The organism is Delftia sp. ASV31, from assembly GCF_016428765.1.
Classification (GTDB): domain Bacteria; phylum Pseudomonadota; class Gammaproteobacteria; order Burkholderiales; family Burkholderiaceae_C; genus Comamonas; species Comamonas acidovorans.
The window spans coordinates 37,946-63,078 of sequence record NZ_JAELTK010000033.1; the positions used below are offsets into that span (position 1 = coordinate 37,946).

General features: G+C 66.5%; 28 protein-coding genes and 1 riboswitch. Of the genes, 18 read left to right on the forward strand and 10 right to left on the reverse strand.

Annotated elements, in window-relative coordinates; translation table 11 throughout:
- Positions 1 to 18 precede the first annotated feature (18 nt).
- Positions 19 to 2,061 carry a propionate catabolism operon regulatory protein PrpR gene (gene prpR, locus JHD82_RS13900; RefSeq protein ID WP_374191648.1) on the reverse strand — a complete coding sequence of 681 codons (2,043 nt, stop codon included), beginning with the start codon at positions 2,059 to 2,061 and terminating at the stop codon, positions 19 to 21.
- Between the two features lie 176 nt (positions 2,062 to 2,237).
- On the opposite strand from prpR, the gene JHD82_RS13905 reads away from it, so the two are divergent.
- From JHD82_RS13905 to JHD82_RS13915, 3 genes are read left to right on the forward strand one after another with little or no spacing between them, the layout of a single operon-like run.
- The gene (locus tag JHD82_RS13905) at positions 2,238 to 3,233 is read left to right on the forward strand and encodes a tripartite tricarboxylate transporter substrate binding protein (RefSeq protein WP_012205415.1); all 996 of its coding nucleotides are present in this window, start codon (positions 2,238 to 2,240) and stop codon (positions 3,231 to 3,233) included.
- A gap of 44 nt (positions 3,234 to 3,277) precedes the next feature.
- Positions 3,278 to 4,288 carry a tripartite tricarboxylate transporter substrate binding protein gene (locus JHD82_RS13910; protein WP_012205414.1) on the forward strand — a complete coding sequence of 337 codons (1,011 nt, stop codon included), beginning with the start codon at positions 3,278 to 3,280 and terminating at the stop codon, positions 4,286 to 4,288.
- A 44-nt stretch (positions 4,289 to 4,332) separates the two neighbouring features.
- Positions 4,333 to 5,193, forward strand: a complete 861-nt coding sequence (locus JHD82_RS13915; protein WP_199137019.1) for an oxaloacetate decarboxylase — start codon at positions 4,333 to 4,335, stop codon at positions 5,191 to 5,193.
- A gap of 37 nt (positions 5,194 to 5,230) precedes the next feature.
- On the opposite strand, the gene JHD82_RS13920 is transcribed toward JHD82_RS13915, so the two are convergent.
- Entirely contained in the window at positions 5,231 to 5,827 is a 597-nt protein-coding gene (locus tag JHD82_RS13920; RefSeq protein WP_199137021.1) for a TetR/AcrR family transcriptional regulator, read from the reverse strand.
- Positions 5,828 to 5,949: 122 nt separating this feature from the next.
- Between JHD82_RS13920 and JHD82_RS13925 the strand changes: the two genes are divergently transcribed.
- Positions 5,950 to 7,170, forward strand: coding sequence for an MFS transporter (locus tag JHD82_RS13925; RefSeq protein ID WP_034393134.1), 1,221 nt, complete (start codon positions 5,950 to 5,952; stop codon positions 7,168 to 7,170).
- 43 nt (positions 7,171 to 7,213) lie between these two features.
- Here JHD82_RS13925 and JHD82_RS13930 read toward each other — a convergent pair whose 3' ends face one another.
- A complete protein-coding gene (locus JHD82_RS13930; RefSeq protein WP_199137023.1) occupies positions 7,214 to 8,095 on the reverse strand; it encodes a LysR family transcriptional regulator in 882 nt (293 codons plus the stop codon).
- 114 nt (positions 8,096 to 8,209) lie between these two features.
- On the opposite strand from JHD82_RS13930, the gene JHD82_RS13935 reads away from it, so the two are divergent.
- Positions 8,210 to 9,748, forward strand: coding sequence for an MFS transporter (locus JHD82_RS13935; RefSeq protein WP_233174732.1), 1,539 nt, complete (start codon positions 8,210 to 8,212; stop codon positions 9,746 to 9,748).
- A 102-nt stretch (positions 9,749 to 9,850) separates the two neighbouring features.
- On the opposite strand, the gene JHD82_RS13940 is transcribed toward JHD82_RS13935, so the two are convergent.
- The 3 genes from JHD82_RS13940 to JHD82_RS13950 form a co-directional block, all read right to left on the reverse strand.
- Positions 9,851 to 10,432: a Fe-Mn family superoxide dismutase gene (locus tag JHD82_RS13940; RefSeq protein ID WP_199137025.1), complete on the reverse strand. Its 582-nt coding sequence runs from the start codon at positions 10,430 to 10,432 to the stop codon at positions 9,851 to 9,853.
- 318 nt (positions 10,433 to 10,750) lie between these two features.
- A complete protein-coding gene (xseA, locus tag JHD82_RS13945; RefSeq protein ID WP_199137027.1) occupies positions 10,751 to 12,088 on the reverse strand; it encodes an exodeoxyribonuclease VII large subunit in 1,338 nt (445 codons plus the stop codon).
- Positions 12,085 to 12,336, reverse strand: a complete 252-nt coding sequence (locus JHD82_RS13950) for a hypothetical protein (RefSeq protein WP_139093503.1) — start codon at positions 12,334 to 12,336, stop codon at positions 12,085 to 12,087. Before JHD82_RS13950 ends, xseA begins: the two co-directional genes overlap by 4 nt.
- A gap of 147 nt (positions 12,337 to 12,483) precedes the next feature.
- Here JHD82_RS13950 and JHD82_RS13955 point away from each other — a divergent pair, with 147 nt between their 5' ends.
- The 6 genes from JHD82_RS13955 (at position 12,484) to adk (ending at position 16,636) form a co-directional block, all read left to right on the forward strand.
- Positions 12,484 to 13,116, forward strand: coding sequence for a MotA/TolQ/ExbB proton channel family protein (locus JHD82_RS13955; RefSeq protein WP_012205406.1), 633 nt, complete (start codon positions 12,484 to 12,486; stop codon positions 13,114 to 13,116).
- Between the two features lie 31 nt (positions 13,117 to 13,147).
- Complete coding sequence (locus JHD82_RS13960; protein WP_012205405.1) at positions 13,148 to 13,573, forward strand: biopolymer transporter ExbD; 426 nt, start codon at positions 13,148 to 13,150, stop codon at positions 13,571 to 13,573.
- 13 nt (positions 13,574 to 13,586) lie between these two features.
- Entirely contained in the window at positions 13,587 to 14,603 is a 1,017-nt protein-coding gene (gene lpxK / locus JHD82_RS13965) for a tetraacyldisaccharide 4'-kinase (protein WP_199137029.1), read from the forward strand.
- 64 nt (positions 14,604 to 14,667) lie between these two features.
- On the forward strand, positions 14,668 to 14,850 hold the full coding sequence (locus tag JHD82_RS13970) for a Trm112 family protein (protein ID WP_199137031.1): 183 nt from the start codon (positions 14,668 to 14,670) through the stop codon (positions 14,848 to 14,850).
- A 67-nt stretch (positions 14,851 to 14,917) separates the two neighbouring features.
- Positions 14,918 to 15,715 carry a 3-deoxy-manno-octulosonate cytidylyltransferase gene (gene kdsB, locus JHD82_RS13975; protein ID WP_099752434.1) on the forward strand — a complete coding sequence of 266 codons (798 nt, stop codon included), beginning with the start codon at positions 14,918 to 14,920 and terminating at the stop codon, positions 15,713 to 15,715.
- A gap of 264 nt (positions 15,716 to 15,979) precedes the next feature.
- On the forward strand, positions 15,980 to 16,636 hold the full coding sequence (gene adk / locus JHD82_RS13980; protein ID WP_199137033.1) for an adenylate kinase: 657 nt from the start codon (positions 15,980 to 15,982) through the stop codon (positions 16,634 to 16,636).
- A gap of 92 nt (positions 16,637 to 16,728) precedes the next feature.
- Here the strand turns inward: adk and JHD82_RS13985 are convergent, their stop codons facing one another.
- Complete coding sequence (locus JHD82_RS13985) at positions 16,729 to 17,700, reverse strand: asparaginase (RefSeq protein WP_199137035.1); 972 nt, start codon at positions 17,698 to 17,700, stop codon at positions 16,729 to 16,731.
- Positions 17,701 to 17,798: 98 nt separating this feature from the next.
- Here JHD82_RS13985 and lexA point away from each other — a divergent pair, with 98 nt between their 5' ends.
- The 4 genes from lexA to JHD82_RS14005 all read left to right on the forward strand — a co-directional run bounded on the left by lexA (position 17,799) and on the right by JHD82_RS14005 (position 20,764).
- A complete protein-coding gene (lexA, locus tag JHD82_RS13990) occupies positions 17,799 to 18,473 on the forward strand; it encodes a transcriptional repressor LexA (RefSeq protein ID WP_012205399.1) in 675 nt (224 codons plus the stop codon).
- A 162-nt stretch (positions 18,474 to 18,635) separates the two neighbouring features.
- On the forward strand, positions 18,636 to 19,058 hold the full coding sequence (locus JHD82_RS13995) for a hypothetical protein (protein WP_199137037.1): 423 nt from the start codon (positions 18,636 to 18,638) through the stop codon (positions 19,056 to 19,058).
- A 253-nt stretch (positions 19,059 to 19,311) separates the two neighbouring features.
- Entirely contained in the window at positions 19,312 to 19,788 is a 477-nt protein-coding gene (locus tag JHD82_RS14000) for a sigma-70 family RNA polymerase sigma factor (protein ID WP_043781909.1), read from the forward strand.
- 4 nt (positions 19,789 to 19,792) lie between these two features.
- Positions 19,793 to 20,764 (forward strand): FecR domain-containing protein, encoded by a 972-nt coding sequence (locus JHD82_RS14005; protein WP_199137039.1) that lies wholly within the window; start codon positions 19,793 to 19,795, stop codon positions 20,762 to 20,764.
- A gap of 47 nt (positions 20,765 to 20,811) precedes the next feature.
- Here JHD82_RS14005 and JHD82_RS14010 read toward each other — a convergent pair whose 3' ends face one another.
- The gene (locus JHD82_RS14010) at positions 20,812 to 21,369 is read right to left on the reverse strand and encodes an ATP-binding protein (RefSeq protein WP_199137051.1); all 558 of its coding nucleotides are present in this window, start codon (positions 21,367 to 21,369) and stop codon (positions 20,812 to 20,814) included.
- A 178-nt stretch (positions 21,370 to 21,547) separates the two neighbouring features.
- Positions 21,548 to 21,934 (reverse strand): fluoride efflux transporter CrcB, encoded by a 387-nt coding sequence (crcB, locus tag JHD82_RS14015; protein WP_199137041.1) that lies wholly within the window; start codon positions 21,932 to 21,934, stop codon positions 21,548 to 21,550.
- A 101-nt stretch (positions 21,935 to 22,035) separates the two neighbouring features.
- A riboswitch (Fluoride riboswitch) is annotated at positions 22,036 to 22,099 on the reverse strand.
- 113 nt (positions 22,100 to 22,212) lie between these two features.
- On the opposite strand from crcB, the gene JHD82_RS14020 reads away from it, so the two are divergent.
- The 3 genes from JHD82_RS14020 (at position 22,213) to JHD82_RS14030 (ending at position 24,220) form a co-directional block, all read left to right on the forward strand.
- Positions 22,213 to 22,416 (forward strand): hypothetical protein, encoded by a 204-nt coding sequence (locus JHD82_RS14020; protein ID WP_199137043.1) that lies wholly within the window; start codon positions 22,213 to 22,215, stop codon positions 22,414 to 22,416.
- A 107-nt stretch (positions 22,417 to 22,523) separates the two neighbouring features.
- Complete coding sequence (locus JHD82_RS14025) at positions 22,524 to 23,054, forward strand: DUF4124 domain-containing protein (RefSeq protein ID WP_199137045.1); 531 nt, start codon at positions 22,524 to 22,526, stop codon at positions 23,052 to 23,054.
- 356 nt (positions 23,055 to 23,410) lie between these two features.
- Positions 23,411 to 24,220 carry an IPTL-CTERM sorting domain-containing protein gene (locus JHD82_RS14030; protein WP_012205392.1) on the forward strand — a complete coding sequence of 270 codons (810 nt, stop codon included), beginning with the start codon at positions 23,411 to 23,413 and terminating at the stop codon, positions 24,218 to 24,220.
- A 707-nt stretch (positions 24,221 to 24,927) separates the two neighbouring features.
- Here the strand turns inward: JHD82_RS14030 and JHD82_RS14035 are convergent.
- A partial coding sequence (locus JHD82_RS14035; RefSeq protein ID WP_199137047.1) for a hypothetical protein occupies positions 24,928 to 25,133 on the reverse strand: 206 nt, incomplete at its 5' end.

Sequence of the window (25,133 nt, forward strand, 5' to 3'; positions counted from 1 at the left end):
CAGGACGCAAGCGCGCGATCAACGGCTGTCGCGCAACCGCCGCCACAGCGTGGCCCGGCTGATGCCCAGGATCTCGCAGGCGCGGCGCTGGTCGCCCTGCACCTGCTCCAGCACCTCGCGCATGCGCTGGCGCTCGGCATCGCGCCGGGCCTCGCGCAGTTGCAGTTGCCGCTGCTGCGCTGGCAGGGCCTGAACGGTACCCTGCCCAGCCCCGTCGCATTCAGGAAACAGCTCCCGCAACCGGCCCATGTCCACGCGGCCCGCGCTGTCGCGCAGGTCGTGGCGGCAGGCCAGCAGGCGCTCCACCCAGTTGTCCAGCTCTCGCGCATTGCCGGGCCAGCGGTGCGCGGCGGCCAAATCCAGCAGGGCTTCCAGCAAGGGCTCCAGTGAAGAGGCCTCGGCCTGCAGCGACTGCGTGCGCAAACGCCGCGCAAGCATGGTGCGGGCCAGGGCCTGGACATCGCCCTGTCCGCGTTCGTGCAGTCCGGGCATGGCCAGGCGCAGCACGGCCAGGCGGTAGAACAGGTCGCGCCTGAATTCACCGCGCTCGACCAGGGCCGCCAGATCGGCATGCGTGGCGGCGATGACGCGCAGGTCCACGGGCACGGACGTGGTGGAGCCCACGCGCAGCACTTCGCGCTCCTGCAGCACGCGCAGCAGGCGGGACTGCAGGGCCAGCGGCATGTCCCCGATCTCGTCCAGGAACAAGGTGCCCGTATGGGCCGCCTCGATCAGCCCGGTCTTGCCGCCGCGCCGCGCGCCGGTGAAAGCGCCTTCGTCGTAGCCGAAGAGTTCGCTCTCCAGCAGGCTTTCCCCCAGGGCCGCGCAGTTCACCGCCAGAAAGGGCTGGGCGGCGCGCCGGCTGGCGCGGTGCATGCCCTGGGCCAGCAACTCCTTGCCGGTGCCGCTGTCGCCCTGGATGAGCACGGTGGCATCGCTGGCCGCGAACTGGCGCGCCAGGCGGCGCACGCGCTGGGCGGGTTCGCTGTCGCCCGCGTAGTCTTCGATGCGCCAGCGCACGCCCGCTCCGCGCAGGCTGCGGTTGGCGCGCAGGTGGCGGTCGGCGCGCTGGATGGTGGCGGGGTCGCGGCAGACCAGCAAGGCGCCCGTGAGCTGGCCGTTTTCCACGATGGGCGCGCGCCGTACCACCAGGGTGCGCATGGCCAACTGGACCACGTCTTCACTGCCTTCGGGCTCCAGGGACTGCGACTGCAGCGCCTGTGCCAGCGCCAGCGCGGGCGCCACCTCGTCCAGCAGCCGGCCATGCAGCGCCTTGGCGGGCGCTCCCAGCAGGGCCGCCATGGTGGGGTTCAGTGCCTGGATGCAGCCTTGCGTGTCCACGGCGACCACGCCGTCCTGCAACTGGCCAAGCACGGTTTCCAGCCGCTGGTGGCGGGCGCGCTCGGCATGGCGGTGGCGGGCCAGCAGCACCGCGTCGCGCAGGGCCTGCAGCACGGCGCCGTCGGAGTACAGCAGCACGCTGGGAATGCCGGCCTGCTCGGCCAGATCGGCCACCAGCCCTGGCGCGACCACGGCGCCCACGCCCGCGGCCTGCAGCGCACGCACGCAGGCCTGGGCATCCTCGGGCCCGTGGTAGCTGAACTGGGCAATGCCGGCGCCGAACAGCGCGTCGAACTGGGCCAGGTGAGGCGAGGGATGGTCAAACGACACCAGCCCGATGCGCGGTGTGCCGCCCGCCTGCGCCAATTCCCGCGCGCTGGCCAGCGCCTGCAGCAGATCGAAGCCGCGCACCTCGATCATGACCACGGGAATGTCGACATGCTCGCGCACCCAGGCACCACTGGCGCCGGCGGCCACCAGGGCATCTATGGGCTCGACCGCCTGCAGCGCGCGCACGGCCTGCACGGCGTCGTCAAAGGCCGCGCTGACATGCTCCACACGCACCTGGTCGCCCACCGCCAGGGACATGCGCTCCAGCACGCGGCCGATGCGGTGGCGGCCTATGGTGACGACACGGGGCCATGCCGCGCGGGGGGCGGACGGGGTTCCAGGGACAGGGGCCACGACTGATTCATTCATGCAACCGATTATTTCATTCATGCAACATCGCGCTGCATGAATCCAGCAGCAGGTTCCGCCCCATCCTCTTGCGAACTGAAAAATGCATTCAGATCAATGGCTTGCAAAAACAAGGGTTTACCCTTTATTGCCATGGCATGCAGCTTGCAAACAAGGCCGGCGTTTCAATCATTTCAAGTATTTCCAGGAGACTCCCCATGCACCAGCCATCCCGCCTGCCCCGCCGCACCGCCCTGGCCGCCCTGCTTGCCACCGTGCTGCCGCTGGCCGGCGTGTCGTTTGCCGCGCCTGCCGCCGATGCCTGGCCCACCCGCCCCATCCGCCTGGTGGTGCCGTTCTCTGCAGGCGGCGCCAACGACCTGATGGCCCGCTCGGCCGCCGAAGGTGCGTCGAAAATCCTGGGCCAGCCCGTGGTCATCGACAACCGGCCCGGCGCAGGCGGCACCGTGGGCGCCGACATCGTGGCCAAGGCCCAGCCCGATGGCTACACCCTGCTGGTGAGCGCGGCCGGCGTGATCTCCAACAGCATGATCAAGAAGACCATGCCGTTCAAGGACGATGCGCTGGTGCCCGTGGCCATGATCGGACTGGCGCCTTCGGTGATCGTGGTTCCCAAGAACGCGCCCTACCAGAACCTGCGCGATTTCGTCGAGGCATCGAAGAAGGGCCAGGGCTTCAATTTCGCCACGGCCGGCACGGGCAGCACGCCGCATTTCGTGGCCGAGATGCTGAACGTGAAGTACGGCGCACAGCTGCAGCCCGTGCCCTACAAGAGCGGATCGGAAAGCACGACGGCCGTGCTGGGCGGCCAGGTGGAGGGCACGTCGGAGGCCAGCATCATCGCCCTGCCCCACATCCTCAATGAGGGCAAGTTCAAGGCCCTGGCCACGACCTGGACGCAGCGCATCTCCGCCTATCCGCAACTGTCCACGGCCGTGGAGCAGGGCTTTGCCGAGCTGCAGATCGCGCACTGGGCCGGCATCCATGCGCCCAAGGGCACACCGCCCGCCATCCTGGACAAGCTGGCCGCCGCCGTGGACCAAGCCATGAAGGAGCCGGCCACCGTGGAGAAGCTCAAGGGCCTGGGCATCGAGCCCATCGGCGGCACGCGCGCCGAGTTCGTGAAATTCACCGATGCCGAGCGCAAGCGCCTGGGCGAGATCGTCAAGGCCGCGAAGATGCAGGAAAAGTGAGCCGCTCCCGCCACAACCACGGATCCCAACCGAGACAAGACACCATGAATACCCGCCGCAATACCCTCCGCCTGAGCTTGGGGCTGGCCCTGAGCGCCACCGCCGCTGCTGCGGCCCTGCTCGCCGCCCCCGCCACCGCCGTGGCCCAGGGCGCAGATGCCTGGCCCTCGCGCCCCATCAAGCTCATCGTGCCCTATGCGGCCGGCGGCTTTGCCGATACGCGGGCCCGCAAGATCGCCGACAAGATAGGCCAGAGCCTGGGCCAGCCCATCGTGATCGACAACCGCGGCGGCGCAGGCGGCGTGACGGGCACGGATGCCATCGCCAAGGCCACGGACGGCCATACCTTCGGCTTCGGCTCGCCAGGTCCGCTGGTGACCAATCCCATGCTGATGAAAAAGCTGCCCTACAACGCCGCACGCGACCTGCAGCCCATCATCCTGATCGAAGAGGCGCCGCTGATCCTGACCACGGCGCCCAACCAGCCGTTCAAGACCGTGGCCGAGCTGGTGGCTGCAGCCAAGGCCAAGCCGGGCACTCTGACCTATGGATCGTCGGGCGTGGGCGGTGCCCACCACCTGTCGGGCGAGCTGCTGGCCTTCCAGACGCGCACGGACATGGTCCATGTGCCCTACAAGGGCGGTGCGCTGGCAGCCACCGACCTGATGGGCGGGCACCTGGCCTTCATGTTCGAGATGGGCTATGCGGCCTTGCCCGCCATCCAGGGCGACAAGGTCAAGGCGCTGGCCGTGTCCAGCAAGCAGCGACTGAAGGTGCTGCCCAGCGTGCCGACGCTGGATGAGGCGGGCATCAAGGGCTTCGAGTCGTACAACTGGCTGGGCATGATCGCGCCGGCCAGCACGCCGCCGGCCGTGATCGAGCGCCTGAACAAGGCCGTGAACGAGGCACTCAAGGACGCCGAGGTGCGCGCCATGATCGAGAACACGGGCGGCATGGTCATGGGCGGCACGCCCCAGGCCTACGGCAAGTTCATCGAGGCCGAACGCGCCAAGTGGGGCCCGGTGATCAAGAACGCCAATATCACGCTGGACTGAGCGCCAGCCCGCGCATCGCTTTTTCTCATTCGACAGAACCATCCATGAACACCAAGCAACAACTCAAGGCCGTGGCCGAAGCGCGCCGCGGCGTGCTCGTGCCCGGCGCATTCAACGCGCTGTCCGCGCGCGTCGTGGCCGATCTCGGCTTCGAGGCCATCTATGTGACCGGCGCCGGCGTGACCAACATGTGGTTCGGCCTGCCCGACCAGGCCTTCATGGGCCTGACCGACATCGCCGACCACACGGCCCGCATCCGCGACGCGGTGGATCTGCCGCTGATCGTCGATGCCGACACCGGCTTCGGCAACGCGCTCAACACCTATCACGCCGTGCGCACGCTGGAGCGCGCGGGCGCCGACTGCATCCAGATCGAGGACCAGATCAGCCCCAAGCGCTGCGGCCATTTCAATGGCAAGGAAGTAATTTCCACCGAGGAAATGCTGGGCAAGATCAAGGCCGCCGTGGACGCGCGCCGTGACCAGGGCACGCTGATCATGGCGCGCACCGATGCCTGCGCCACCCAGGGCTTCGAGGCCGCCGTCGAGCGCGCCCAGCGCTTTGCCGAGGCGGGCGCCGACATCCTTTTTGTCGAGGCCGTGACCCAGGCCGAAGAAATCCGCGCCCTGCCCCAACGGCTGGCCAAGCCCCAGCTGATGAACATGGTGATCGGAGGCAAGACGCCCATCACCGACGCGGGCGAGCTGGCAGACCTGGGCTATGGCCTGGTGCTGTATGCCAATGCGGCGCTGCAAGGCGCCGTGGCCGGCATGCAAAAGGCGCTGGGCCAGCTGCGCAACGAGCGCAGGGTGGACGAGAACCCCGCTGTGGTCGCCCCCTTTGCCGAGCGCCAGCGCCTGGTCAACAAGCCGTTCTGGGACGCGCTGGAAAAGAAGTACGAGTGAAGTTCGAGCGAGGGCTGGCGCAGCGCCGCTCAGCCGCTCAGCCCCTCGCAGGCGCCTTCCACCCCTTGAGCGTCAGCTCCAGCGCCTGCAGTGCCTGCTGCAGGCGTTCGGGGGGCGCCCCTTCCTCGGCAATCCAGAATGCCGACTCCACCAGGCAGCCATTGAGCAGCCGCGACATGGCCAGAGGATTGGCACGCACGATCACGCCGCGCTCCATGAGCTGCTCCAGGTAGCCGGCCACGAAGGCGATGCAGGCGCGGTGCTGCTCGCCCTGGTCCGTGCCGGTGAGCACGGCGCGCGCATCCTGCAGCACGATGCGGCGTATCTCGCCCTCCTGCGCCATGGCCAGGTAGGCGCGGCAGTAGGCCAGGAACCCCTCCCAGGGGTCGGCATGGTCGGCCAGCACCTGCTCCAGGCGTGCGTCCATCTCGGCATCCATCTGCGCCACCACCGCGGCCAGCAGGCCCGGCTTGCCACCGAAATGGTGGTACAGCGCGCCACGCGTCAGCCCGACATTGGCCGTCAATTCGTCCATGGAGGCCTGGGAATAGCCCTGGCAGCCAAAGGCCTCGCGCGCAGCCTCGATGAGCTTGGCGCGTGTCTCCTCGATCATGCTGGCCCGGCTTTTGCGCATGGCGCACTCCATTCACATACAAAACGTATGCCAATGATACGGCGCGTCATGGGCAACCCGTAGAATCGCTGACATACGCCGCGTATGTGATTGCAGCGGCCTGTCCGTTTTCCGAGGTTTCCATGTTCCACGCCTACCGCCAGCTGTTCACCCGGCCCGGCACGGCCGCCTTTGTGCTGGCCGGTCTCCTGGCCCGCCTGCCCCTGTCGATGACGGGCATCGGCCTGATCACCATGCTGTCCCAGCAGCGCGGCGCCTACACACTGGCCGGCGCGGTCGCAGCCTGCTTTGCGCTATCCATTGCGGTGCTGGCGCCCCGCATCTCGGCCCTGGTGGACCGCCATGGCCAGCGCAAGGTCCTGCCCTGGGCAGCGGCCGTGAGTGCTGCCGCCATGTTTGCGCTGCTGGCCTGCGCGCATTGGCAGGGACCGGATTGGCTGCTGTTGGTGCTGGCAGCGCTGGTGGGCGCCCTGCCCAGCATGCCGGCCATGGTGCGCGCGCGCTGGACCGTGCTGCTGCGCGGCACGCCCCAGCTGCAGACGGCCTATGCGCTGGAGGCCGTGCTGGACGATGTCTGCTTCATCGTCGGCCCGCCGCTGTCGGTGGGCCTGAGCATGGTGCTGTTCCCCGAGGCCGGGCCGCTGGCCGCCTCCTTGCTGCTGCTGGTGGGCGTGGCGCTGTTCGTGGCCCAGCGCCGCACAGAGCCGCCCGTGGACACATCGCAGCAGCGCACGCGCCAGCAGTCGCTGGCCCGCCATCCCGTGGTGCGCACGCTGGCGCTGTTCATGCTGGCCCAGGGCATCATCGTGGGCACCATCGACGTGGCCAGCGTGGCCTTTGCCACGCAGCAGGGCCAGCCGGCGGCGGCCAGCATCGTGCTCTCGTTCTATGCGCTGGGGTCCTGCGTGATGGGACTGGTGTTCGGCACGCTGCGCCTGCAGGCGCCGCTGCACCGCCAGATTGCCTGGGTGGGCGCCTCGGTGTGCATCACCGCCGTGCCCCTGCTGCTGGCCACCAATGTGTTCACGCTGACCCTGGCCGTGTTGCTGGCCGGCATTACCTTCGGGCCGACCATCACCGTGGCCATGGGCCTGGTGGAGCAGCAGGTGCCGCACCAGCGCCTGACCGAAGGCATGACCTGGCTGCTGACCGGCATTGCCATGGGCGTGGCCCTGGGCGCGGCCGCCGCAGGCTGGGCCACCGACCTGTGGGGCGCGCGCATTTCCTTCGTGGTGGCGCTGCTGGCCGGTGTCGCCATGTGGGCCCTGGGCGTGCTGGCCGCACGCCAGGCACGAGCGAAAGAGAGCCCGCCTGCCGAAGACGCAGCCGCCGCCTGCACCTGAACACAGCCGCAACGCCCGCGCCAGCCCAGACTGCTCAGGCCGCTCAGGCCGTGGCCATCAAGGCCAGCAGCTCGGCCAGGCGCTGGCGCATCCACAGCGCTTCGGCCCCGGGCGCCAGCCCTTCCAGCCAGAGCATGCGCACGGTCAGCGGCGGCAGCGCCAGCCCCTCGCAGGCGCGTTGCCGCAGGTGCGGGCGCAGATCGCCGAACTCGGCAATATTGACCGGCAGGATGGCCCAGCCCAGGCCATCGGCCACCATGTCGGCAATCACATAGAAGCTGTTGGAGCGCCAGACGGCGGGACTGAGCACGGTGTCCTCCACGCCCTCGATGTGCATCAGCAACTGGCGGTGCGCGGCCAGCTGCCTGCGCGTGAGGGCCGCCGTGCCATCGAGCACATGGCCCTTGGCCACGCAAATGGTCTGCGGCACGCTGCCGATATGGCGCTGGGCACAGGTGGCCGGCGCAGGCGCTCGGTCGAACTGGAAGGCGACCTGGGCACGCTGCGCCGCCACATGCTCGGCCACTTCGGAGGCCGTGCCGTTCAGCACGGTCAGCTCCATGGCCGGAAAGCGCGCCGCCAGCTCCTTGAACAGCTGGGCCAACGGCACATAGGGCAATGCCTCGTCCAGCGCAACGGCCAGGCGTGCCTGCCCGCCTGCGGCCAATGCGCGGGCGCGGTGGTCCATGGCCTGGGCTTGGTGCAGCAGGGACCGGGCCTCCAGGAGCATCACCTCCCCTGCCGCCGTCAGCTGCACGCGGCGCCCCACGCGGTCGAAGAGCTCCAGCCCCAAGTCGGCTTCCAGCAGGCCGATGGCCGTGCTCACGGCCGACTGCGCACGCCCCAGGCGACGGGCGGCATCGGTCATGGTGCCGGCCTCGGCCACCGCCACAAAATGCTTCAGCCTGTCGAGTGTCCATTCCATTCATCAATTTTATGGATGGAATCAAACTTTGGTAAATCATTTCATTGATGGAAATTGTGGTTTTCATCAAGAAGGAAGCCCTGGCCCACAAGGCCTGGGGCAAACAGGTGCTTTATGGCGTTCACAACGCAAACCCAGAACCCCGTTGCGGGGCATCTTCCCAAACCCCAGGCGGCCGATCCGCGCCGCTGGCTGGTGCTGGCCATCGTCTCGGTGGCGCTGCTGCTCATCGTCATCGACATGACGGTGCTCTACACGGCGCTGCCGCGCCTCACGCATGACCTGGCGGCCACGGCCTCCGCCAAGCTGTGGATCGTCAACATCTACGCGCTGGTGGTCTCCGGCCTGCTGCTGGGCATGGGCACGCTGGGCGACAGGCTCGGCCACAAGCGGCTGTTCATGGCCGGGCTGTGCGTGTTCGGCGTGGCATCGCTGTGCGCGGCCTTTGCGCCCTCGCCCGCCCTGCTGATTGCGGCACGTGCGCTGCTGGGCGTGGGCGCGGCCATGATGATGCCGGCCACGCTGTCCCTGATCCGCCTGAGCTTTGCCGATGAGCGCGAGCGCGCGCTGGCCATCGGCATCTGGGCCTCGGTGGCCTCGGGCGGTGCGGCCTTCGGGCCGGTGGTGGGCGGGCTGCTGCTCGAATACTTCTGGTGGGGCTCGGTGTTCCTGATCAATGTGCCCATCGTGCTGCTCGCCCTGCCCCTGGCCGGCTGGCTGATTCCCGCAGGCACGCCCACCTCGCAGCGGCCCTGGGACTTCATCGGCTCATTGCAGGTCATGGCAGGCCTGGTGGGCAGCACCTACGCCATCAAGGAAGCCGGCAAACAGTCGCCCGACTGGGCCCTGGCCGCCGCGACCCTGGTGCTGGGCCTGGGCTTTCTTGCCCTGTTCGTGCGGCGCCAGCGCCGCAGCAGCGACCCGCTGCTGGACTTTGCGCTGTTCCGCAACCCGGCGTTTGCCACGGCCGTGGCCTCGGCCCTGGTGGCAGCGGCCGCGCTGATCGGCATGGAGCTCGTGTTCAGCCAGCGCCTGCAACTGGTGCAGGGACTGTCGCCACTGCAGGCCGGCCTGGCCGTGCTGCCGCTGCCGCTGGCCGCCTTTGTGGCCGGCCCCGTGGCAGGCCACTGGCTGCCACGCCTGGGCGGCGCGCGCATGCTGCCGGCAGCGCTGCTGCTGTCGGGCCTGGGCATGGGCGGCTATCTGCTGGTCCACGACATGGGCTGGTGGCCGCAGGCGGCGGCGCTGGCCGTGCTGGGCCTGGGCATAGGCGCGGCCATGACCACGGCGTCGAGCACCATCATGCAAAGCGCTCCCGCGGACCGCGCCGGCATGGCGGCCTCGGTCGAGGAGGTGTCCTACGAGCTGGGCGGCGCCCTGGGCGTGACGCTGATGGGCAGCCTGCTGTCGGCCGTCTATGCAGGCTCACTGCACCTGCCGGAGAGCCTGGCCCTGCCCGATTCCGTGCGCGACAGCCTGGACGAAGCCCTGCTCGCTGCCGATCAGCTGATGCCCCAGGCCGCGCACCAGTTGACCGAGCTGGCACGCACGGCCTTCGACCAGGGTTTCAGCGCCGTGATCGCCAGCGCCACGCTGCTGCTGGTCTGCACGGCACTGTGGACGGGCTGGCGGCTGCGCGCTCAGCGCCGCTGAGCCGTCGCCTTCCTCTCAAAAGCAAAAAGCCCCGTCCGGGGCTTTTTGCTTTGCGTGCACATGGTGAGCACATGGCGTGCACACGTCGTACCTGCGCTTCGATCAGGCGAAGTTCTGCTCGGCAAACTTCCAGTTCACCAGTTGGCCGAGGAAGGTCTCGACGAACTTGGGACGCAGGTTGCGGTAGTCGATGTAGTAGGCGTGTTCCCAGACGTCCACGGTCAGCAGGGCCTTGTCTTCCGTGGTCAGGGGCGTGCCGGCCGCGCCGGTGTTGACGATGTCCACCGAACCGTCGGCCTTCTTGACCAGCCAGGTCCAGCCAGAGCCGAAGTTGCCCACGGCCGACTTCACGAAGGCTTCCTTGAAGGCGGCGTAGCTGCCCCACTTCTTGTTGATGGCGTCAGCCAGTGCGTCGGTGGGCTCGCCGCCACCGTTGGGGGCCATGCAGTTCCAGAAGAAGGTGTGGTTCCAGATCTGGGCTGCGTTGTTGTAGATGCCGCCGGAAGACTTCTTGACGATCTCTTCCAGGGTCATGTTTTCGAATTCGGTGCCCTTTTGCAGGTTGTTCAGGTTCACCACATAGGCGTTGTGGTGCTTGCCATGGTGGTACTCCAGCGTTTCCTGGCTGTAGTGGGGTGCCAGCGCGTCAATCGCATAGGGCAGAGGGGGCAAGGTATGTTCCATGGTGTTTCCTTCGTGGTTGAAATCTTTTAGGACGGGCCAGCACCTGTTGCGCAGAGCGCCTGCAGCGCCTGCCGTGACCGTCGCGCGGGGCCTGCACTGCGCGCATTGCTGCGAGCCCTGGCCCTCACGCACCCGAACGGGCATTGTAGGAACAACTTCGTGACCCTGCGGCGAAAGCGCGCGCCAAATGGCCCATCTTGGCCCGCTGCTGCGAGGGTGGATGTGAATTGACCTTGATCCGGCCAATCGGCCTACACGGATACTGCCTGCCGCCCGCCACTCCTTGCACGCCGAACGCTGCACCCAGGGCGCCGCAGTTCAGAGCAGGCGCGGCTGCGTCACCACCAGGTCCAGGCTGCCGTCGGCCAGCTGTGCCTGCAAGGCCGTGCCCGGTGGCGCGCTGCGCGCCTCGGTCACGGGATGCCCCTCGGCATCGGTCAGCAGGGCATAGCCGCGCTGCAGCACCAGGCGCGGGTCCAGCAGCTGCAGGCGAAGCTCCATGCGCGCCAGGTGATCCGCGCGCCGGTCCAGGCCGCGACGCATGCCGGCAGGCAACTGCGCCTGCAGGCCCTGCCCCGCATGGTCCATGCGCTGCAACCGCAACTGCATGGCATGGCGCAATCGCTGGGCCTGGCGGCTGAGCTGCAGCCGGCTGCGGGCCAGTTGCTCGCTGGGCCGGCCCAGGCGCTGCGCTGCCAGGTCCAGGCGCTGCTGCTGGCGGTCAAGCAGCCGCTGCACGGAATCCTCCAGGCGGCCCTGCATGAGCTGCAGCGCCCCCATCCAGACCTCGCGCGGCTGGCTCACCAGTTCGGCCGCCGCCGTGGGCGTGGGCGCGCGCAGGTCGGCGCAGAAGTCAGCGATGGTGAAGTCGGTCTCGTGCCCCACGCCGCAGATCAGGGGCACCGGGCTTTGCACGATGGTGCGGGCCAGGCGCTCGTCATTGAAGGCCCAAAGGTCTTCGATGGAGCCGCCCCCGCGCACCAGCAAGATGGTGTCGATGGGCGGCACGCCGGCCACCGAGCCATCAACCGAGCCCGCGCCTTCCCGCGCCAGGCCATAAAGCCTTTGCAGCGCGTCGATCAGGGAGGCCGGCGCCTGCGCGCCCTGCACCAGGGCAGGCACCAGCACCACGGGGATATGGGGCACGCGGCGGCGCAGCGCCGTGATCACATCGTGCAGCGCAGCAGCCCCGGGCGAAGTCACCACGCCAATGCCGCGCGGCAGCGGCGGCAGGCTGCGCTTTCGGGCTGCGTCGAAAAGGCCTTCGGCCTCCAGCTGCGCCTTCAGCCGCAGGAACTGCTCGAACAGGGCACCCTGGCCCGCGCGCTGCATGCTCTCGACGACCAGTTGCAGGTCGCCACGCTGCTCGTAGACGCCCAGCCGGCCCCGCAGCTCGACCAGTTCGCCGTCGCGCGGCGAAAAATCCATGAGCTGGGCCGCACGCCGGAACATGGCGCAGCGGATCTGCCCGCCCGCGTCCTTGATGCTGAAGTAGCAATGCCCGCTGGCCGCGCGCGAAAAGCCGCTGATCTCCCCGCGAACCGCCACCGGATTGAAGCGCGCCTGCAAGGCGTCGCTCACGGCGCGGCACAGCGCGCCGACTTCCCAGACCAGCGGCGCCGCTGCTGGGTTCATTGCGCCGAATGCACCACTCATGCGGCCTCCCGGTCTGCATGCAGTGCAACATTCTCCACAGGCAGGCGGATGCAGACCCGAGCAGGCACTTTGGCGGCAATTTGCAGAAGCACTCTCAAAAACACCTCGCAAGCAATTGATTCATAAAGATTTTTTTGCTGCAACAAAGAATTCACATTTGTCACAGTGTCCATTCGCCGCCGCAGCGGCGTTTGCGCAACCCGCTTGATAACAAAGTTATCCACAGAAATCTGTGCTATAGCGACCATCCAAAATCCCGAATATGGGGAGCCGCCCGTTGCCTGGATGCTGCGCCGGGTCACAGTTTTCAGGCGATCGCGGACACGAGACGCCTGGACCGGCCATATGGCTGGGCCATAATCGTCGGCTGCAGTTAAACGCGGGGGGAAAACAACTTGCTGTCGATCATACAAGCCGCAGGCTGGCCGATCTGGCCACTGATTGCCTGCTCCATCCTGGCTCTGGCCCTGGTCTTTGAACGTTTCGTGGCGCTGAAAACGGCCCGCGTGGCGCCGCCCGCCCTGCTGGGCGAGGCGATTTCCGTGTCCTCGCGCGGCCTGCCCAGCCAGGAAGTCGTGCAGCAGCTGTCCCAGAACTCCACGCTGGGCGAAGTCCTGGCCAGCGGACTGCGCGCCCTGCAGGCCCATCCGGACAGCAGCGAAGAAGAGCTTCGCGCCTCCATGGAAGGTGCCGGCCGCGCTGCTGCCCACACGCTGGAAAAGCACCTGAGCGCGCTGGCCACCATCGCCTCTGCCGCGCCTTTGCTGGGCCTGCTGGGCACGGTGATCGGCATGATCGAGATCTTCGGCTCGCAAGGCGGCGCATCGGCCACCGGCGGCGGCAACCCGGCGCAGCTGGCGGCCGGCATCTCCATCGCCCTGTACAACACGGCCTTCGGCCTGATCGTCGCCATTCCGGCGCTGATCTTCTGGCGCTACTTCCGCGCCCGCGTCGATGGCTACCTGCTGGGCATGGAGCTGGCCTCCGAGCAATTCGTGCGCCACCTGGTGCGCGTCGGCGGCAAGTGAACCCGCAGAACCCGCACGCGAGAGACCTGCCATGAACTTCCGTCCCCGCCGCCGTGACGAGCCCGAGATCAACCTGATCCCGTTCATCGATGTGCTGCTGGTGGTGCTGATCTTTCTGATGCTGTCCACCACCTACAGCAAGTTCACCGAGCTGCAGCTGACCCTTCCCGTGGCCGATGTCGAGCAGCAGCGCGACCGGCCCCGCGAAATCATCGTCGCCATCGCCGCCGACGGCCGCTACGCCATCAACAAGACCGCCGTGGAAGACCGCAGCGTCACCGGCCTGACCCAGGCACTGGCCGCAGCAGCCGTTGCCGGCAAGGACAGCGTGGTCATCATCAGCGCCGACGCCACCGCGCCGCACCAGTCCGTGGTGTCGGTGATGGAAGCCTCGCGCCGCGCCGGACTGTCCCAGATCACCTTTGCCACGCAGACCTCGGCCAGCGCCGGGCGCTGAGGGCAAGGCCTCCATGCCCGGGAATGGCCCCGCCCCCGCAGCCCGGGAGCTTCGCGCGGCCTGGCGCCACCGCGGCCCGCTGGCCTGCGCCCTCTTTCCCCTGTCCCTGCTGTACCGTGCCCTGCTGTGCCTGCGTCGGTTGCCCTATGCACTGGGTTTCAGGCGTGCAGGCCAGGCCGGCATTCCGGTCATCGTCGTCGGCAACGTGATTGCGGGCGGCGCTGGAAAGACCCCCGTCACACTCGCCCTGGCCCGCCATCTGCGGGACAGCGGCTGGAGCCCCGGCATCGTCTCGCGCGGCTATGGCCGCAGCACGGACGACTGCCGCGAAGCCCATCCCGACAGCGCCCCCGCCGACGTGGGCGATGAACCCGCGCTGCTGGCTCGCGCCAGCGGCGTGCCGGTCTTCGTGGCCCGCAAGCGCATCGAGGCCGTCCAGGCCCTGCGCGCCCGCCATCCGCAGGTGGATGTGGTCATCAGCGACGACGGCATGCAGCACCTGGCCCTGGCCCGCGACATCGAGCTGTGCGTCTTCAACGACGACGGCATCGGCAATGGCTGGCTTCTGCCGGCCGGCCCGCTGCGCGAACCCTGGCCGCGCCCCGTCACCGCCGTGCTGCACGCGGGAGCCTGCCCGCCAACGGATGCGCCCGCCTTTGCCATGCAGCGCCAACTGGCCGCTGAAGGCGTCAATGCGCACGGTGAGCGCATTCCCCTGGCGGCCCTGCGCGGACGGCCCGTGGAGGCCGTGGCCGCCGTGGCCCGGCCCGAGGCCTTTTTCTCCATGCTGGCCATTGAACAGGGCCTGGCGCTGGAGCATGCCCAGGCGCTGCCGGATCACTATAATTTTGAGAGCTTCCAGCGCCTGGGTCGCCATGAAGACCCGCTGGTCTGCACCGAAAAGGATGCGGTCAAGCTGTGGCGCACCCACCCCCAGGCCTGGTCCGTTGCGCTGCAATTGCAGCTGCCGCCAGATTTCTGGGCGCTGCTGGATCAGCGGCTGCAGGCGCTGCGCAGGCCACGCGCCTGACTATCATCACTGTCTTGGCTGGCCGCCACGGTCCGCCCTCCCCCTCGAAAACACAGGATCCGCCATGGACGCCAAACTTCTCGAACTGCTGGTCTGCCCCGTCACCAAGGGCCCGCTGCGCTTTGACCGCGAGCACCAGGAACTGGTCTCGCGCAGCGCGCGCCTGGCCTACCCCGTGCGCGACGGCATCCCGGCGCTGCTGGAGGCCGAAGCCCGCACGCTGGACGACGACGAGCTCGAGGACTGATCGCGCCGCAAGGCCCGATTTCCGACGACGCCCGCGCCCGCAATTTCGACCTTCTCCGCAACGCACCATGCCCACCGCGCCCTTCACGGTTCTGATTCCTGCCCGCCTTGCCTCCAGCCGCCTGCCAGGCAAGCCCCTTGCAGACATTGCAGGCCTTCCCATGGTCGTGCGCGTGGCACAGCGCGCCGGCCTCAGCGGCGCCACACGCTGCGTGGTCGCAGCCGATGACGAAAGCATCGTCGCCGCCTGCGCCGCGCACGGCGTTGCAGCCGTGCTCACCCGCAGCGACCACGCCAGCGGCAGCGACCGCCTGGCCGAGGCCTGCGAACTGCTGGGCCTGGATGGCGACGACATCGTCGTCAACGTCCAGGGCGACGAACCGTTGATCGCTCCCGACCTCATCGATGCCGTGGCCGCCCTGCTGCCGCAGCGGCCCTCGGCCAGCATGGGCACGGCGGCACATGCCATCGACAGCCTGGCCGACTTCACCAATCCGAACGTGGTCAAGGTCGTCTGCGATGCCCAGGGCATGGCCCACTATTTCAGCCGCGCCCCCATCCCCTTTGCGCGGGAACATGCAGGCCAGGCATGGTGGGAGGCGGCCTCTGCAGCTGCATCGGCAGCGCCGGGCCACCCCGGCTTCGCGCCACTGCGCCACATCGGCATCTACAGCTACCGTGCCGGTTTCCTGCGCAGCTTCCCGCAGCTATCTCCCGCCCCCACCGAGGTGCTGGAGGCGCTGGAACAGTTGCGCGCGCTGTGGCACGGCCACCGCATCGCCGTCCACCTGACGCCCCATGCACCAGGCCCCGGCGTGGACACCCCCGAAGACCTGGAGCGGGTGCGCGCCCGGTTGTCCGCCTGAATCCGATCCCGCATACGCCAATACAGATGCGCCAATGGCGATGCCCGGCATCGCCATTCACAACACAACTGCACATGCGGTTTTGTCGGACAGCAAAACGCAGTTTTTGGAGATTGCACAGGCGACAGTTTTGCCCTCTGCGTGTAAGCCAGTGTTAGCCCTGTGCGTGCTATCCTTGCCCGCGACAAAAATATGACGCATGGACTGTCCGCCCCGGTGGGCCGATCCGGCAGACAAGAATTTCTACTCTCCTCAAGGACTTCCATGAAACTGATTTTGTTGGGCGCACCCGGCGCCGGCAAAGGCACGCAAGCCGCTTTCATCTGCCAGAAGTACGGCATCCCCCAGATTTCCACCGGTGACATGCTGCGTGCCGCCGTCAAGGCCGGAACGCCCCTGGGCCAGCAGGCCAAGGCCGTGATGGACGCCGGTCAACTGGTCAGCGACGACCTGATCATCAATCTGGTCAAGGAACGCATCGCCCAGGCCGATTGCGCCAACGGCTTCCTGTTTGATGGATTTCCCCGCACCATTCCCCAGGCAGACGCCATGAAGGCCGCTGGCGTGAAGCTGGACTACGTGCTGGAGATCGATGTGCCCTTCGACGCCATCATCGAGCGCATGAGCGGCCGCCGCTCCCACCCCGCCTCGGGCCGCACCTACCACGTCAAGTTCAACCCGCCCAAGGTCGAAGGCCTGGACGACGTGACCGGCGAGCCGCTGGTGCAGCGCGAAGACGACAAGGAAGAAACCGTCAAGAAGCGCCTGGACGTCTACAGCAGCCAGACCCGCCCCCTGGTGGACTACTACCGCGCATGGGCCGAAAAGGAAGCCGCAGCGGCACCCAAGTACCGCGCCATCAGCGGCCTGGGCTCGGTCGAGGACATCACCCAACGCGCACTGGCTGCACTGGCTGAGTGATGCAGGCCATGTGCCGCAACGAAAAAAGCACCCGCCGGGTGCTTTTTTGTTGACCGCCAGCAACTGAAGAAATGCCGGCGTCGCCGCCCGGCTCAATCGCGCGGCTGCACTGCCAGCGCCAGCATCATCGCAATTCGGGCCTTTGCCACGGGCAGATGCGCCAGATCGGCCTCTGCCGGGTTGGTCCCAAGGCCGGAGGCCACGGGCAGGCCTTCTGCACAGCGCGTGCCCCGCCAGATCCAGACGCCCTTGTCGCGGGCACGCTGCAAGGCCGCTTCCATGCCTTCGTGAACCGTCGCATTGCCCGTGCCAGCCACGACGATGCCACGCACGCCTGCCGCCACCAGCGCATCCACGCCGCTGGCACGCGCCAAGGCGCCGCTGAACACCACCTCGACCCAGGGCAGCTCATCCAGCGCCAGCAGATCAGATGACATGGCCGCAGGCACCATGGCCCGCGCGGACGGCGCGGCGGGCACCAGCCAGCGCACACGCCCTTCCTCCACCAACGCCTGCGGCCCGCCTTCCACGGAGCGCATTGCCTGCAGCCGGTAGGGATGGACCTTCTGCACCTGGGCTGCCGCATGCACCTCGCCGCCTGCCACCACCCATACGCCGCTGCGCCCGCCGCTGGCAGCCACGGTCACGGCATCGCGCAGATTCTGCGGTCCGTCTGCCAACAGGGCCGTGGCCGGGCGCATGGCGCAGGTCAACACAATGGGTTTGGTGGCCGGCAGCAGGCTGTGCAGCAGCCAGGCCGTCTCTTCCAGCGTGTCCGTTCCATGCGTGATCACCACGGCGCGTGTATCCGCATCCTCCAGTGCCTGCGTGCAGGCGCGCAGCAACGCGCGACACACGGGCCAGTCCATATCCTTGCTGTCCACCTGCGCGATCTGCTGCGTCTGCACGGGCCCCAGCGCCTGCTGCTCCAGGTCCGGCACGGCCTCCAGCAGCGACTGCACCGTGATCTGCCCGGCCTTGTACCCCACGCCCTGCGACTGCGAATCCGCCCGGCCGGCGATGGTCCCGCCCGTGCCCAGAATCACCAACTTTGACTGCCCCACTTGCACCTCTTGGAAAACTGGTTAAAAATACAGATACTGTATAAATCATCAGATGGCCTCCCAGCCTGCCATCTGCCCTCAAGGACCGGACGCACGCCATGCTCGACCATCCCAAGCTCACCGCCCGCCAGCAACAGATCCTGGACCTGATCCAGGCCGCCATCTCCCGCACGGGCGCGCCCCCCACCCGCGCGGAAATCGCCAACACGCTGGGCTTCAAGTCCGCCAACGCTGCCGAGGAACACCTGCAGGCCCTGGCCCGCAAAGGTGTGATCGAACTGGTCAGCGGCACCTCGCGCGGCATTCGCCTGCGTACCGACACCGTGCGCAACATCAATGCCGCGCGCGGCACCAGCTTCGGACTGCCGCTGTCGGCCCTGGCACCGCTGATGCTGCCCCTGGTGGGCCGCGTTGCGGCGGGCTCGCCCATTCTCGCGCAGGAACACATCGACCAAACCTATTCCGTCGAGCCCAGCCTGTTCCAGACGCGCCCCGACTATCTGCTGCGCGTGCGCGGCATGTCCATGCGCGACGCGGGCATCATGGACGGCGACCTGCTGGCCGTGCAGTCCGCACACGAAGCCCGCAACGGCCAGATCGTCGTGGCGCGCCTGGGTGACGAAGTCACCGTCAAGCGCCTGCGCCGCACCACGCAGGGCGTGGAACTTCTGCCGGAGAACCCCGATTACCCGGTGATCCGCGTCGCCCCCGAAGAGGCCTTTGCCATTGAAGGCCTGGCCGTGGGGCTGATCCGCAACAGCATGTCCATGTAAGCCGGACTGGCGGCCCTTCTCAGGCCGCCTCATCCCATTTCACGCACCGCCCAGGTGGTAGGCGCGAAGCCTTGGAGCTTCGCCCTGGGCGGAGCTTTGCCCGCAAACCGCAATCCTGCCTGTGTCCATGCCTCTTTGAAACACGCCAACAGGAGTCGTCACATGGGATTCGCTCTGCCAACACTGTCTTCTTTTTCCTTCCTGCGCCTGGCACATGGCATCCGCCTGACTGCGACCGCCATGGAGTCGGCCATGCCTCTTGCACAAGCCCCTGAGTGCCAGCCATTACCTGCCGCAGCACCCGAGCCCGCCAACGTGATCTCTTTCAGCAAGGCACGCCGGCGCAGCCAGCAGCGCCGCGGCAAGGCAGCACGCGCTGCAGACCATGGAGATGCCCAGCTGATCCTGCCCTTGCTGCCGACGCAGCCCGCCCTGCAATCCGCACCTGAGCAGCCTTCAGGCCTGCGCATCATCCAGCGGTCGCCGCAGGAGCAGCCGGAATGCCTGTTCATCTCCGGGCGCATGGCCGATGTCTGCGCTGCGCTGGAGCGCATGGAAGCGCATGGCGGACCAGCAGCCAACTGAGGCCCCGATGCAAGGTGTGCGACACACCTTGCACGACACAAACCTGGGTGGCGCGGACCGCGTGCCGCACGAGGAATCGGCCTGCGCAAAGCTGATGCAGGCTGGCGGCCACCATTGCCCTGTAGCGCACATGCAACAGTGGACGCCCTCTTTGCGGGAGGGGTGCCGGCCTGAAAGATAATTGATAAGCATTCTTATTATCTTTTGCAGCAGCGATTGCCACTGCGCCGCCTCCTCCGCCCCAGCCTTCTCCGTGCACAGCCTCTACCAGAACCACCATCCCTGGCTGGAAAGCCTGCTGCGCAAACGCCTGGGCAACCGTGACGATGCCGCCGACCTGGCCCAGGACACCTTTGTGCGCCTGCTGCGCTCGCCCCTGCCGCAGCAGGACATCCGCGAACCCAGGCGCTACCTGGCCACCATCGCCCGGGGCCTGGTCGCCGACCTGTTTCGCCGCCGCACGCTGGAGCAGTCCTATCTGGACTATCTGGCCCAGTTGCCACAATCGCTGGCGCCTTCGCCCGAAGAGCAGGCCATCGTCCAGCAGACCCTGCTGGATGTGGACCGCATGCTCCAGGGTCTTCCCCCCAAGGTTCGCGAAGCCTTCGTGCTGGCCCAGTTCGAGGAACTGAGCTACCCAGAGATCGCCCAGCGCCTGGGTGTATCGCTGCGCACCGTCAGCAACTACCTGACCCGGGCGATGGAGCATTGCTGCCTGGTCCTGGCATAGCCACATGGGCGAGAGACATCTGGAAGGCAACGACCGCCGCGCCTTGCATGAGGCCGCCGCCTGGCACGTGAAACTGCGCGGCGCCTCTGCCACAGCGGGCCTGCAACAGGACTGGCAGAAATGGCATGACGCCGATCCCGCCCACCAGCGCGCCTGGCTGCGCGTGCAATCCGTCACCGCGCAACTGTCGCATCTGCCCGCACCCCTGGCGCGCCAGGCGCCGGGCCGTCGCGCCTCACCCACCCGCCGCTCCGTGGTGCGCGGCTTGGCTCTGGGCCTGGGCAGCGGCGCCACGGCCTGGATGGCCTGGAAAGGCGCACCACTAGAAAGCTGGCAGGCAGGGCAGCGCACAGCCACGGGCGAGCGCCGGGATCTAAAGCTGCCCGACGGCTCCCTGGTGGCCCTGGATACGGCCACCGCCTTGGACACTGTTTTTGACGACCGCCAGCGCCTGCTGCGCCTGCACCGTGGCCGCATCCTCGTCGCCACTGAGCCCGACGCGCTGGGCCGCCCCTTCAGCGTGCAGACCCTGCAAGGCCACGTACTGGCCCTGGGCACGCGCTTCACGGTCCATCTCGCGGACGATGGCCTGTGCCATGTCACCGTGCAGGAAAAGGCCGTGCGCCTGCAGCCTCTGGATAGCGATGCGCCCTCCGCGCAATTGCAGGCCGGACAGCAGGCAGCCTTCTCGTCCAGCGCCACCCAGCCGCCCACGTCCGCAGCCCCCTTTGCAGCCAGTTGGCATGAAGGCGGCCTGGTCGCGCTGGACATGCCGTTGGGCCAGCTGATTGACGCCCTTGCCCGCTACCGGCCCGGCTACCTGGGCTGCTCGACCGAGGTCGCCGGGATGCTTGTCTCGGGCGCCTTTCCCGTGGATGACACGGATCGCGCACTGGCCGCGCTCGTCAGCCGCTTTCCTCTGCAACTGCGCACCCGCACCCGCTATTGGGTGGAGGTGCAAGCGCGATCAAGCTGAGATGATGGGATGAGGCCGTGGCGAAGTCTCTCGTCCAGGCCGGCACTTCAGAGCGGCGCATACGGGTGATGCACCACGTCGAAGCCCTCCTCGTCGGAGGGCGCGACAAAGTAGCTCGTGATCAGGTCGAATTGCTCATCGCTGGCCTGAAACGGATGCTCGCCTGCCGCATTGCGCACACGCAAGCGCCGCTTGCAGACCTCGTCAGGCACATCCAGAAAATGCAGGCGGTGCGAGGCGCCCACTTTCTCGAACACGCTGCGCGCCCAGCCCCGCCCCTCCAGGGTATTGGCCGGAAAATCCAGCACCACCGACACGCCAACGTCCAGCAGCGCCTGTACATGCGCGCCCATCAACCCCTTGAGCCGCGTGCTGCAACGCACGTAATCGGCCACCGACTGCATCTCGCCGGGGTACAGGCCGGCCAGCCAGGAATCCTCGCTGACTAACACCGTTCCGGGCCCGGCCGCCAATTGCCGCGCCAGCGTTGACTTGCCCGAGCCGATCTTGCCGCAGACCATGTGCAGCGTGGCAAGCCGCGCGTTGGCGGCAGGGGCATCGGCATATTCTGCGCAACGGGGCTGGGACTGTTCGGAAACCTGCATATCCATCTCCTGAAAGGCTTGAGAAAACCCCGGAGACGGAATGAAAAAACCCGCCTCCTCTGGGCGGGTTGCATGGCGCTGAAGGCCGCTGGCTAACCCACCATCCAATGGATGGTGCGAATAATCTGCGTTGCGTTCAGGCGGGCCATGGCGCACAGCATAGCGCAATCACGGTGTCTCAATGGGCCACCATGCGCACCAGCCCCAACCCCGCAAACAGCGCGGCCACGCCCAGCACCAGCGAGCCCAGCGCATACAGCACGGAGGCCAGCCAGTCGCCACGCTCATACAGCATGCCGACCTCCAGCGCGTACGTCGAAAACGTGGTGAAGCCACCCAGAATGCCCGTGGTGATGAACAGCCGCGCACTCGGCGGCAGCGATGTCTTGAGCGCAAACCACTCCACCACCACACCCATCACGAAAGCGCCCAGCACATTGATGGCCAAGGTGCCCAGTGGATAGGCACTGCCCACCAGCCGCAGTGCAAGCAGGTTCGTGCCATGCCGGAGCGCAGACCCCAGCCCCCCTCCAATGAACACCAGAATGAAACCGTAGAACCCCATGACCGTCCTTTCATCGAATAACCGGGACGGGCGTGCCGGGCAGGATCAAGACATGGCCCCGCCACCGGCAGGACCCATCCCACCAAGGCAGGAGCCATCCCACCAAGGCAGGAGCCATCAGCCCTTCGCAGGGCGGTTTCGGGAAGCTCCATTCCCATCGTGCAGCGAGTGCTGGCTGCGGGGGCGAGTTTACTCTGGACCTGGCAAGCGGCACAGGCGTGAGATTGCGTTGCAGATGCTGGCCGTACCCTCCAAATGACCAGCGGCACAATGCAACAATGAAATTCATCGTGATCCTGATCATTGCAGTGGCCTTGCTGTACGGCACAGCAAGGCTTTCCAACATTCACATCGGTGAGCGCGCCGCGGGCGGCCATGACGGCACATCGACTCCGGTACAAGAACGTTTCAGGCAAGCCGAGAAGGAAGCTCAGGAGACCGCCGAAGCAGCCCGCCGCGCTGCCCTGCGGGACGCCGAGTGAATCGGGCCATTCGAGCCAAGACGAAAGTTGTCAGGCATGCGGGTCAAAGGACTATTCTTCGTCTGTAATTCGGATCCGATCAGGCCCATCAATTCATCGATATGCATATGCGACTCTTGACCACAGCAATCTTTACAGCACTTTTCGCATTGCCTGCCGCAGCCCAGGTCTTTCAATGCAAGGATGCTTCTGGAAAGTCGACTTTCTCAGACAGTCCTTGCAGCAGCAATGACACTGGAGCTCTGATACAGCGCAAAAAATCCGACGATGAGATCTCCCGTGAGCGGGCTGATGCAGCACAGGCGAATGAACAAAAGTATCAGCGCCAGATGAACGAAATGCAGCAGCGCCAGATCGAGAGCCAGCAGCGTGTCATCGAGCAGCAAGCCCGCCAGACAACTGCTCCTGCGCCGGAGCAGCTTGGCGCGTCCCTTCAGTGCAAGCAGGCGCGCAAGGAGCTGGAATTCGTCTCCAGCATTCGCACCATTTCCCAAGACGAAAAACGGATGAGGACCAATGCCGCGATCGCGGGTGTCAATGCTGCATGCGGCTCAAATACGCCCCTGGTGCAGGAGCCGCCGAAGGTGATTGTGACACCGGGAGTACCCCACCCCATTCAGCAACCAGTTTCTCAATGAGAACCAGGCAAGGAACTGCCAGATATCGAGCGCAAGCATGACTTCTCTCGCGCCACTCACCAGCGGGGGAACACGTTCAGGCATTCTCCCACGTCAGACCGCCGCCAACCCGGTCTTCACCGACTTTGCCAACAGGCGGCCATCCACCAAGCCTTCTCGACATCGTCGTCGCCAAGACGTTCAGTGTGTAAGGAACGCTGTTGCTCGTGCCCGAGGCAAGGCGCGCGGCCTGCTCACGCCGGACTTTCCCAGGAAAGTTCGACGCTCCAGCATTCGTCCGCCGCTCAGATTTGCTCAGATTCAATATGTTTCAAGACGTTAGGATCCTCAACAAATTTATCTAGGAGGATTGACCAATGAAATACAAGATTGCTGCGGCACTGATCGCTTTTTCAGCTTTCTCAGTCCAAGCCGCAAACGTGGCCTTCTTCAATAACCCAGCGTTTGTGGACGTGGCACAAGAGGGACTGAACCTGCGCACCACGCTGGTATCGGGAGGCCATACGGTAAGCGACATCACCGGGTCAGCACTGGCAGATTTCAACACTGGGCTGTCGGGAAAAACAATTTTAGTGATCCCCGAACTTCAGAATGGTGACTTGGCTGCAGCACTTGATGCTCCTACGCGCGCAGCCATCGCTAACTTTGTCAATGCTGGTGGCACCGTGCAAGTACATGGAGGAACAACACCAAACGATGTGAATTTCCTGAATGGAGTTTTCGGATACAGCATCACTACCAACGGCTACGCATCTGCCCCCTCTACCAAAACTGCGGCTGCCGCAGGTACTCCGTTCGCAAGTGGGCCCGCGTCACTAACGAGCAATAGCGCAACAACACAGGTTGCAGCAGCGGCACTCCCAGCTGGAGCGAAAAGCATATACAGCCCGGACGGTGGTACCAACAGTGTGATGTTCACTGTTGCAAATGGCACCGGCCAAGTGATATTCATGGGTTGGGATTGGTTCGGCGCTCCTCCTCAAGGGGCCGCCGACGGTGGATGGTTGACCTTGGCTAGCTTGGTTAGCACAGCGTCTGCTACGCCTGGCGGAGTAACCCCCGCCTCGACAGCCAGTATCCCCACGCTGAGCGAATGGGGCCTGATCTTCATGTCCTCGATCCTTGCCATGGTTGGTATCTCGAGAATGCGCCGCCGCCAGCGCTGAAGCACAAGCCACCCGAGGGTGGTTTTTTTTATTTCGACGGATTTACAGGCCACGCATCAGCGCTGCGTCAGCGGCATGGCCATCGGCCGCTCGCGCGATGTCTGCACCGCGCTCTACCATCCTTCCGCCTAGGTCTGCCAGCTCCTGGAGTACTGCTGTGCAGACTGAGGCGTACTGAGTGAAGGCGGGCTGGGCAGCTCCAGCGATGCGCTCCGGAAGGCCGGCGAAGTCGCCACGCATGCCTTCAGTAACAGTGCGCAGTTCGCGCAGGCTACGGTCCAGATCCTGCCCGCCCGCCGTGGCTGACCGCCTAACCTGGGGCTGCAAACCCACAGCACCGGGCTGGTACGCATGCGTCGTGGACTATGGCCGCTTGCCATTCCCCGCTGCACGGCGCTGGACCGGCGCACTCTGGGACGATGAGCGCGGCATTCGCTCATTCGACGGGCCGTACGCAGACACCTATGCGGCGCTGAACTGGGCCATGGAGATCTGTCCGGAGGGCCGATAGAGCAACGTTGCATGTCTACAATGCAGCCTCCCTTACACATGGAAACAATCATGATTCTCAAAAAAGCTCTTGCACTCGCAATCTTGACTCTCAGTGCGGGCGCTTCCCAGCTTGGACACTGGTCTACACAAATGATCCTTCCGGCGCAGCAACTTCGGGCTCAATTCAAACGCTGAGAAACGCCATTAATAATGGATCAACTGTTAAAGCTGTCTCTTATACACATCTGACGCTGCCGACGAAATGCGAACAGTGTAGATCTCGGTGGTCGCCGGATCATTAAATAGGGGGGGGGGGGGGGGGGGGGGGGGGGGGGGGGGGGGGGGGGGGGGGGGGGGGGGGGGGGGGGGGGGGGGGGGGGGGGGGGGGGGGGGGGGGGGGGGGGGGGGGGGGGGGGGGGGG

Coding starts and splice junctions, on each gene's coding strand:
- prpR (WP_374191648.1), bottom strand. CDS start 2,061: ATGAATGAAATAATCGGTTGCATGAATGAATCAGTCGTGGCCCCTGTC.
- JHD82_RS13905 (WP_012205415.1), top strand. CDS start 2,238: ATGCACCAGCCATCCCGCCTGCCCCGCCGCACCGCCCTGGCCGCCCTG.
- JHD82_RS13910 (WP_012205414.1), top strand. CDS start 3,278: ATGAATACCCGCCGCAATACCCTCCGCCTGAGCTTGGGGCTGGCCCTG.
- JHD82_RS13915 (WP_199137019.1), top strand. CDS start 4,333: ATGAACACCAAGCAACAACTCAAGGCCGTGGCCGAAGCGCGCCGCGGC.
- JHD82_RS13920 (WP_199137021.1), bottom strand. CDS start 5,827: ATGCGCAAAAGCCGGGCCAGCATGATCGAGGAGACACGCGCCAAGCTC.
- JHD82_RS13925 (WP_034393134.1), top strand. CDS start 5,950: ATGTTCCACGCCTACCGCCAGCTGTTCACCCGGCCCGGCACGGCCGCC.
- JHD82_RS13930 (WP_199137023.1), bottom strand. CDS start 8,095: ATGGAATGGACACTCGACAGGCTGAAGCATTTTGTGGCGGTGGCCGAG.
- JHD82_RS13935 (WP_233174732.1), top strand. CDS start 8,210: ATGGCGTTCACAACGCAAACCCAGAACCCCGTTGCGGGGCATCTTCCC.
- JHD82_RS13940 (WP_199137025.1), bottom strand. CDS start 10,432: ATGGAACATACCTTGCCCCCTCTGCCCTATGCGATTGACGCGCTGGCA.
- xseA (WP_199137027.1), bottom strand. CDS start 12,088: ATGAGTGGTGCATTCGGCGCAATGAACCCAGCAGCGGCGCCGCTGGTC.
- JHD82_RS13950 (WP_139093503.1), bottom strand. CDS start 12,336: ATGGTCGCTATAGCACAGATTTCTGTGGATAACTTTGTTATCAAGCGG.
- JHD82_RS13960 (WP_012205405.1), top strand. CDS start 13,148: ATGAACTTCCGTCCCCGCCGCCGTGACGAGCCCGAGATCAACCTGATC.
- lpxK (WP_199137029.1), top strand. CDS start 13,587: ATGCCCGGGAATGGCCCCGCCCCCGCAGCCCGGGAGCTTCGCGCGGCC.
- JHD82_RS13970 (WP_199137031.1), top strand. CDS start 14,668: ATGGACGCCAAACTTCTCGAACTGCTGGTCTGCCCCGTCACCAAGGGC.
- kdsB (WP_099752434.1), top strand. CDS start 14,918: ATGCCCACCGCGCCCTTCACGGTTCTGATTCCTGCCCGCCTTGCCTCC.
- adk (WP_199137033.1), top strand. CDS start 15,980: ATGAAACTGATTTTGTTGGGCGCACCCGGCGCCGGCAAAGGCACGCAA.
- lexA (WP_012205399.1), top strand. CDS start 17,799: ATGCTCGACCATCCCAAGCTCACCGCCCGCCAGCAACAGATCCTGGAC.
- JHD82_RS13995 (WP_199137037.1), top strand. CDS start 18,636: ATGGGATTCGCTCTGCCAACACTGTCTTCTTTTTCCTTCCTGCGCCTG.
- JHD82_RS14005 (WP_199137039.1), top strand. CDS start 19,793: ATGGGCGAGAGACATCTGGAAGGCAACGACCGCCGCGCCTTGCATGAG.
- JHD82_RS14010 (WP_199137051.1), bottom strand. CDS start 21,369: ATGCAGGTTTCCGAACAGTCCCAGCCCCGTTGCGCAGAATATGCCGAT.
- crcB (WP_199137041.1), bottom strand. CDS start 21,934: ATGGGGTTCTACGGTTTCATTCTGGTGTTCATTGGAGGGGGGCTGGGG.
- JHD82_RS14020 (WP_199137043.1), top strand. CDS start 22,213: ATGAAATTCATCGTGATCCTGATCATTGCAGTGGCCTTGCTGTACGGC.
- JHD82_RS14025 (WP_199137045.1), top strand. CDS start 22,524: ATGCGACTCTTGACCACAGCAATCTTTACAGCACTTTTCGCATTGCCT.
- JHD82_RS14030 (WP_012205392.1), top strand. CDS start 23,411: ATGAAATACAAGATTGCTGCGGCACTGATCGCTTTTTCAGCTTTCTCA.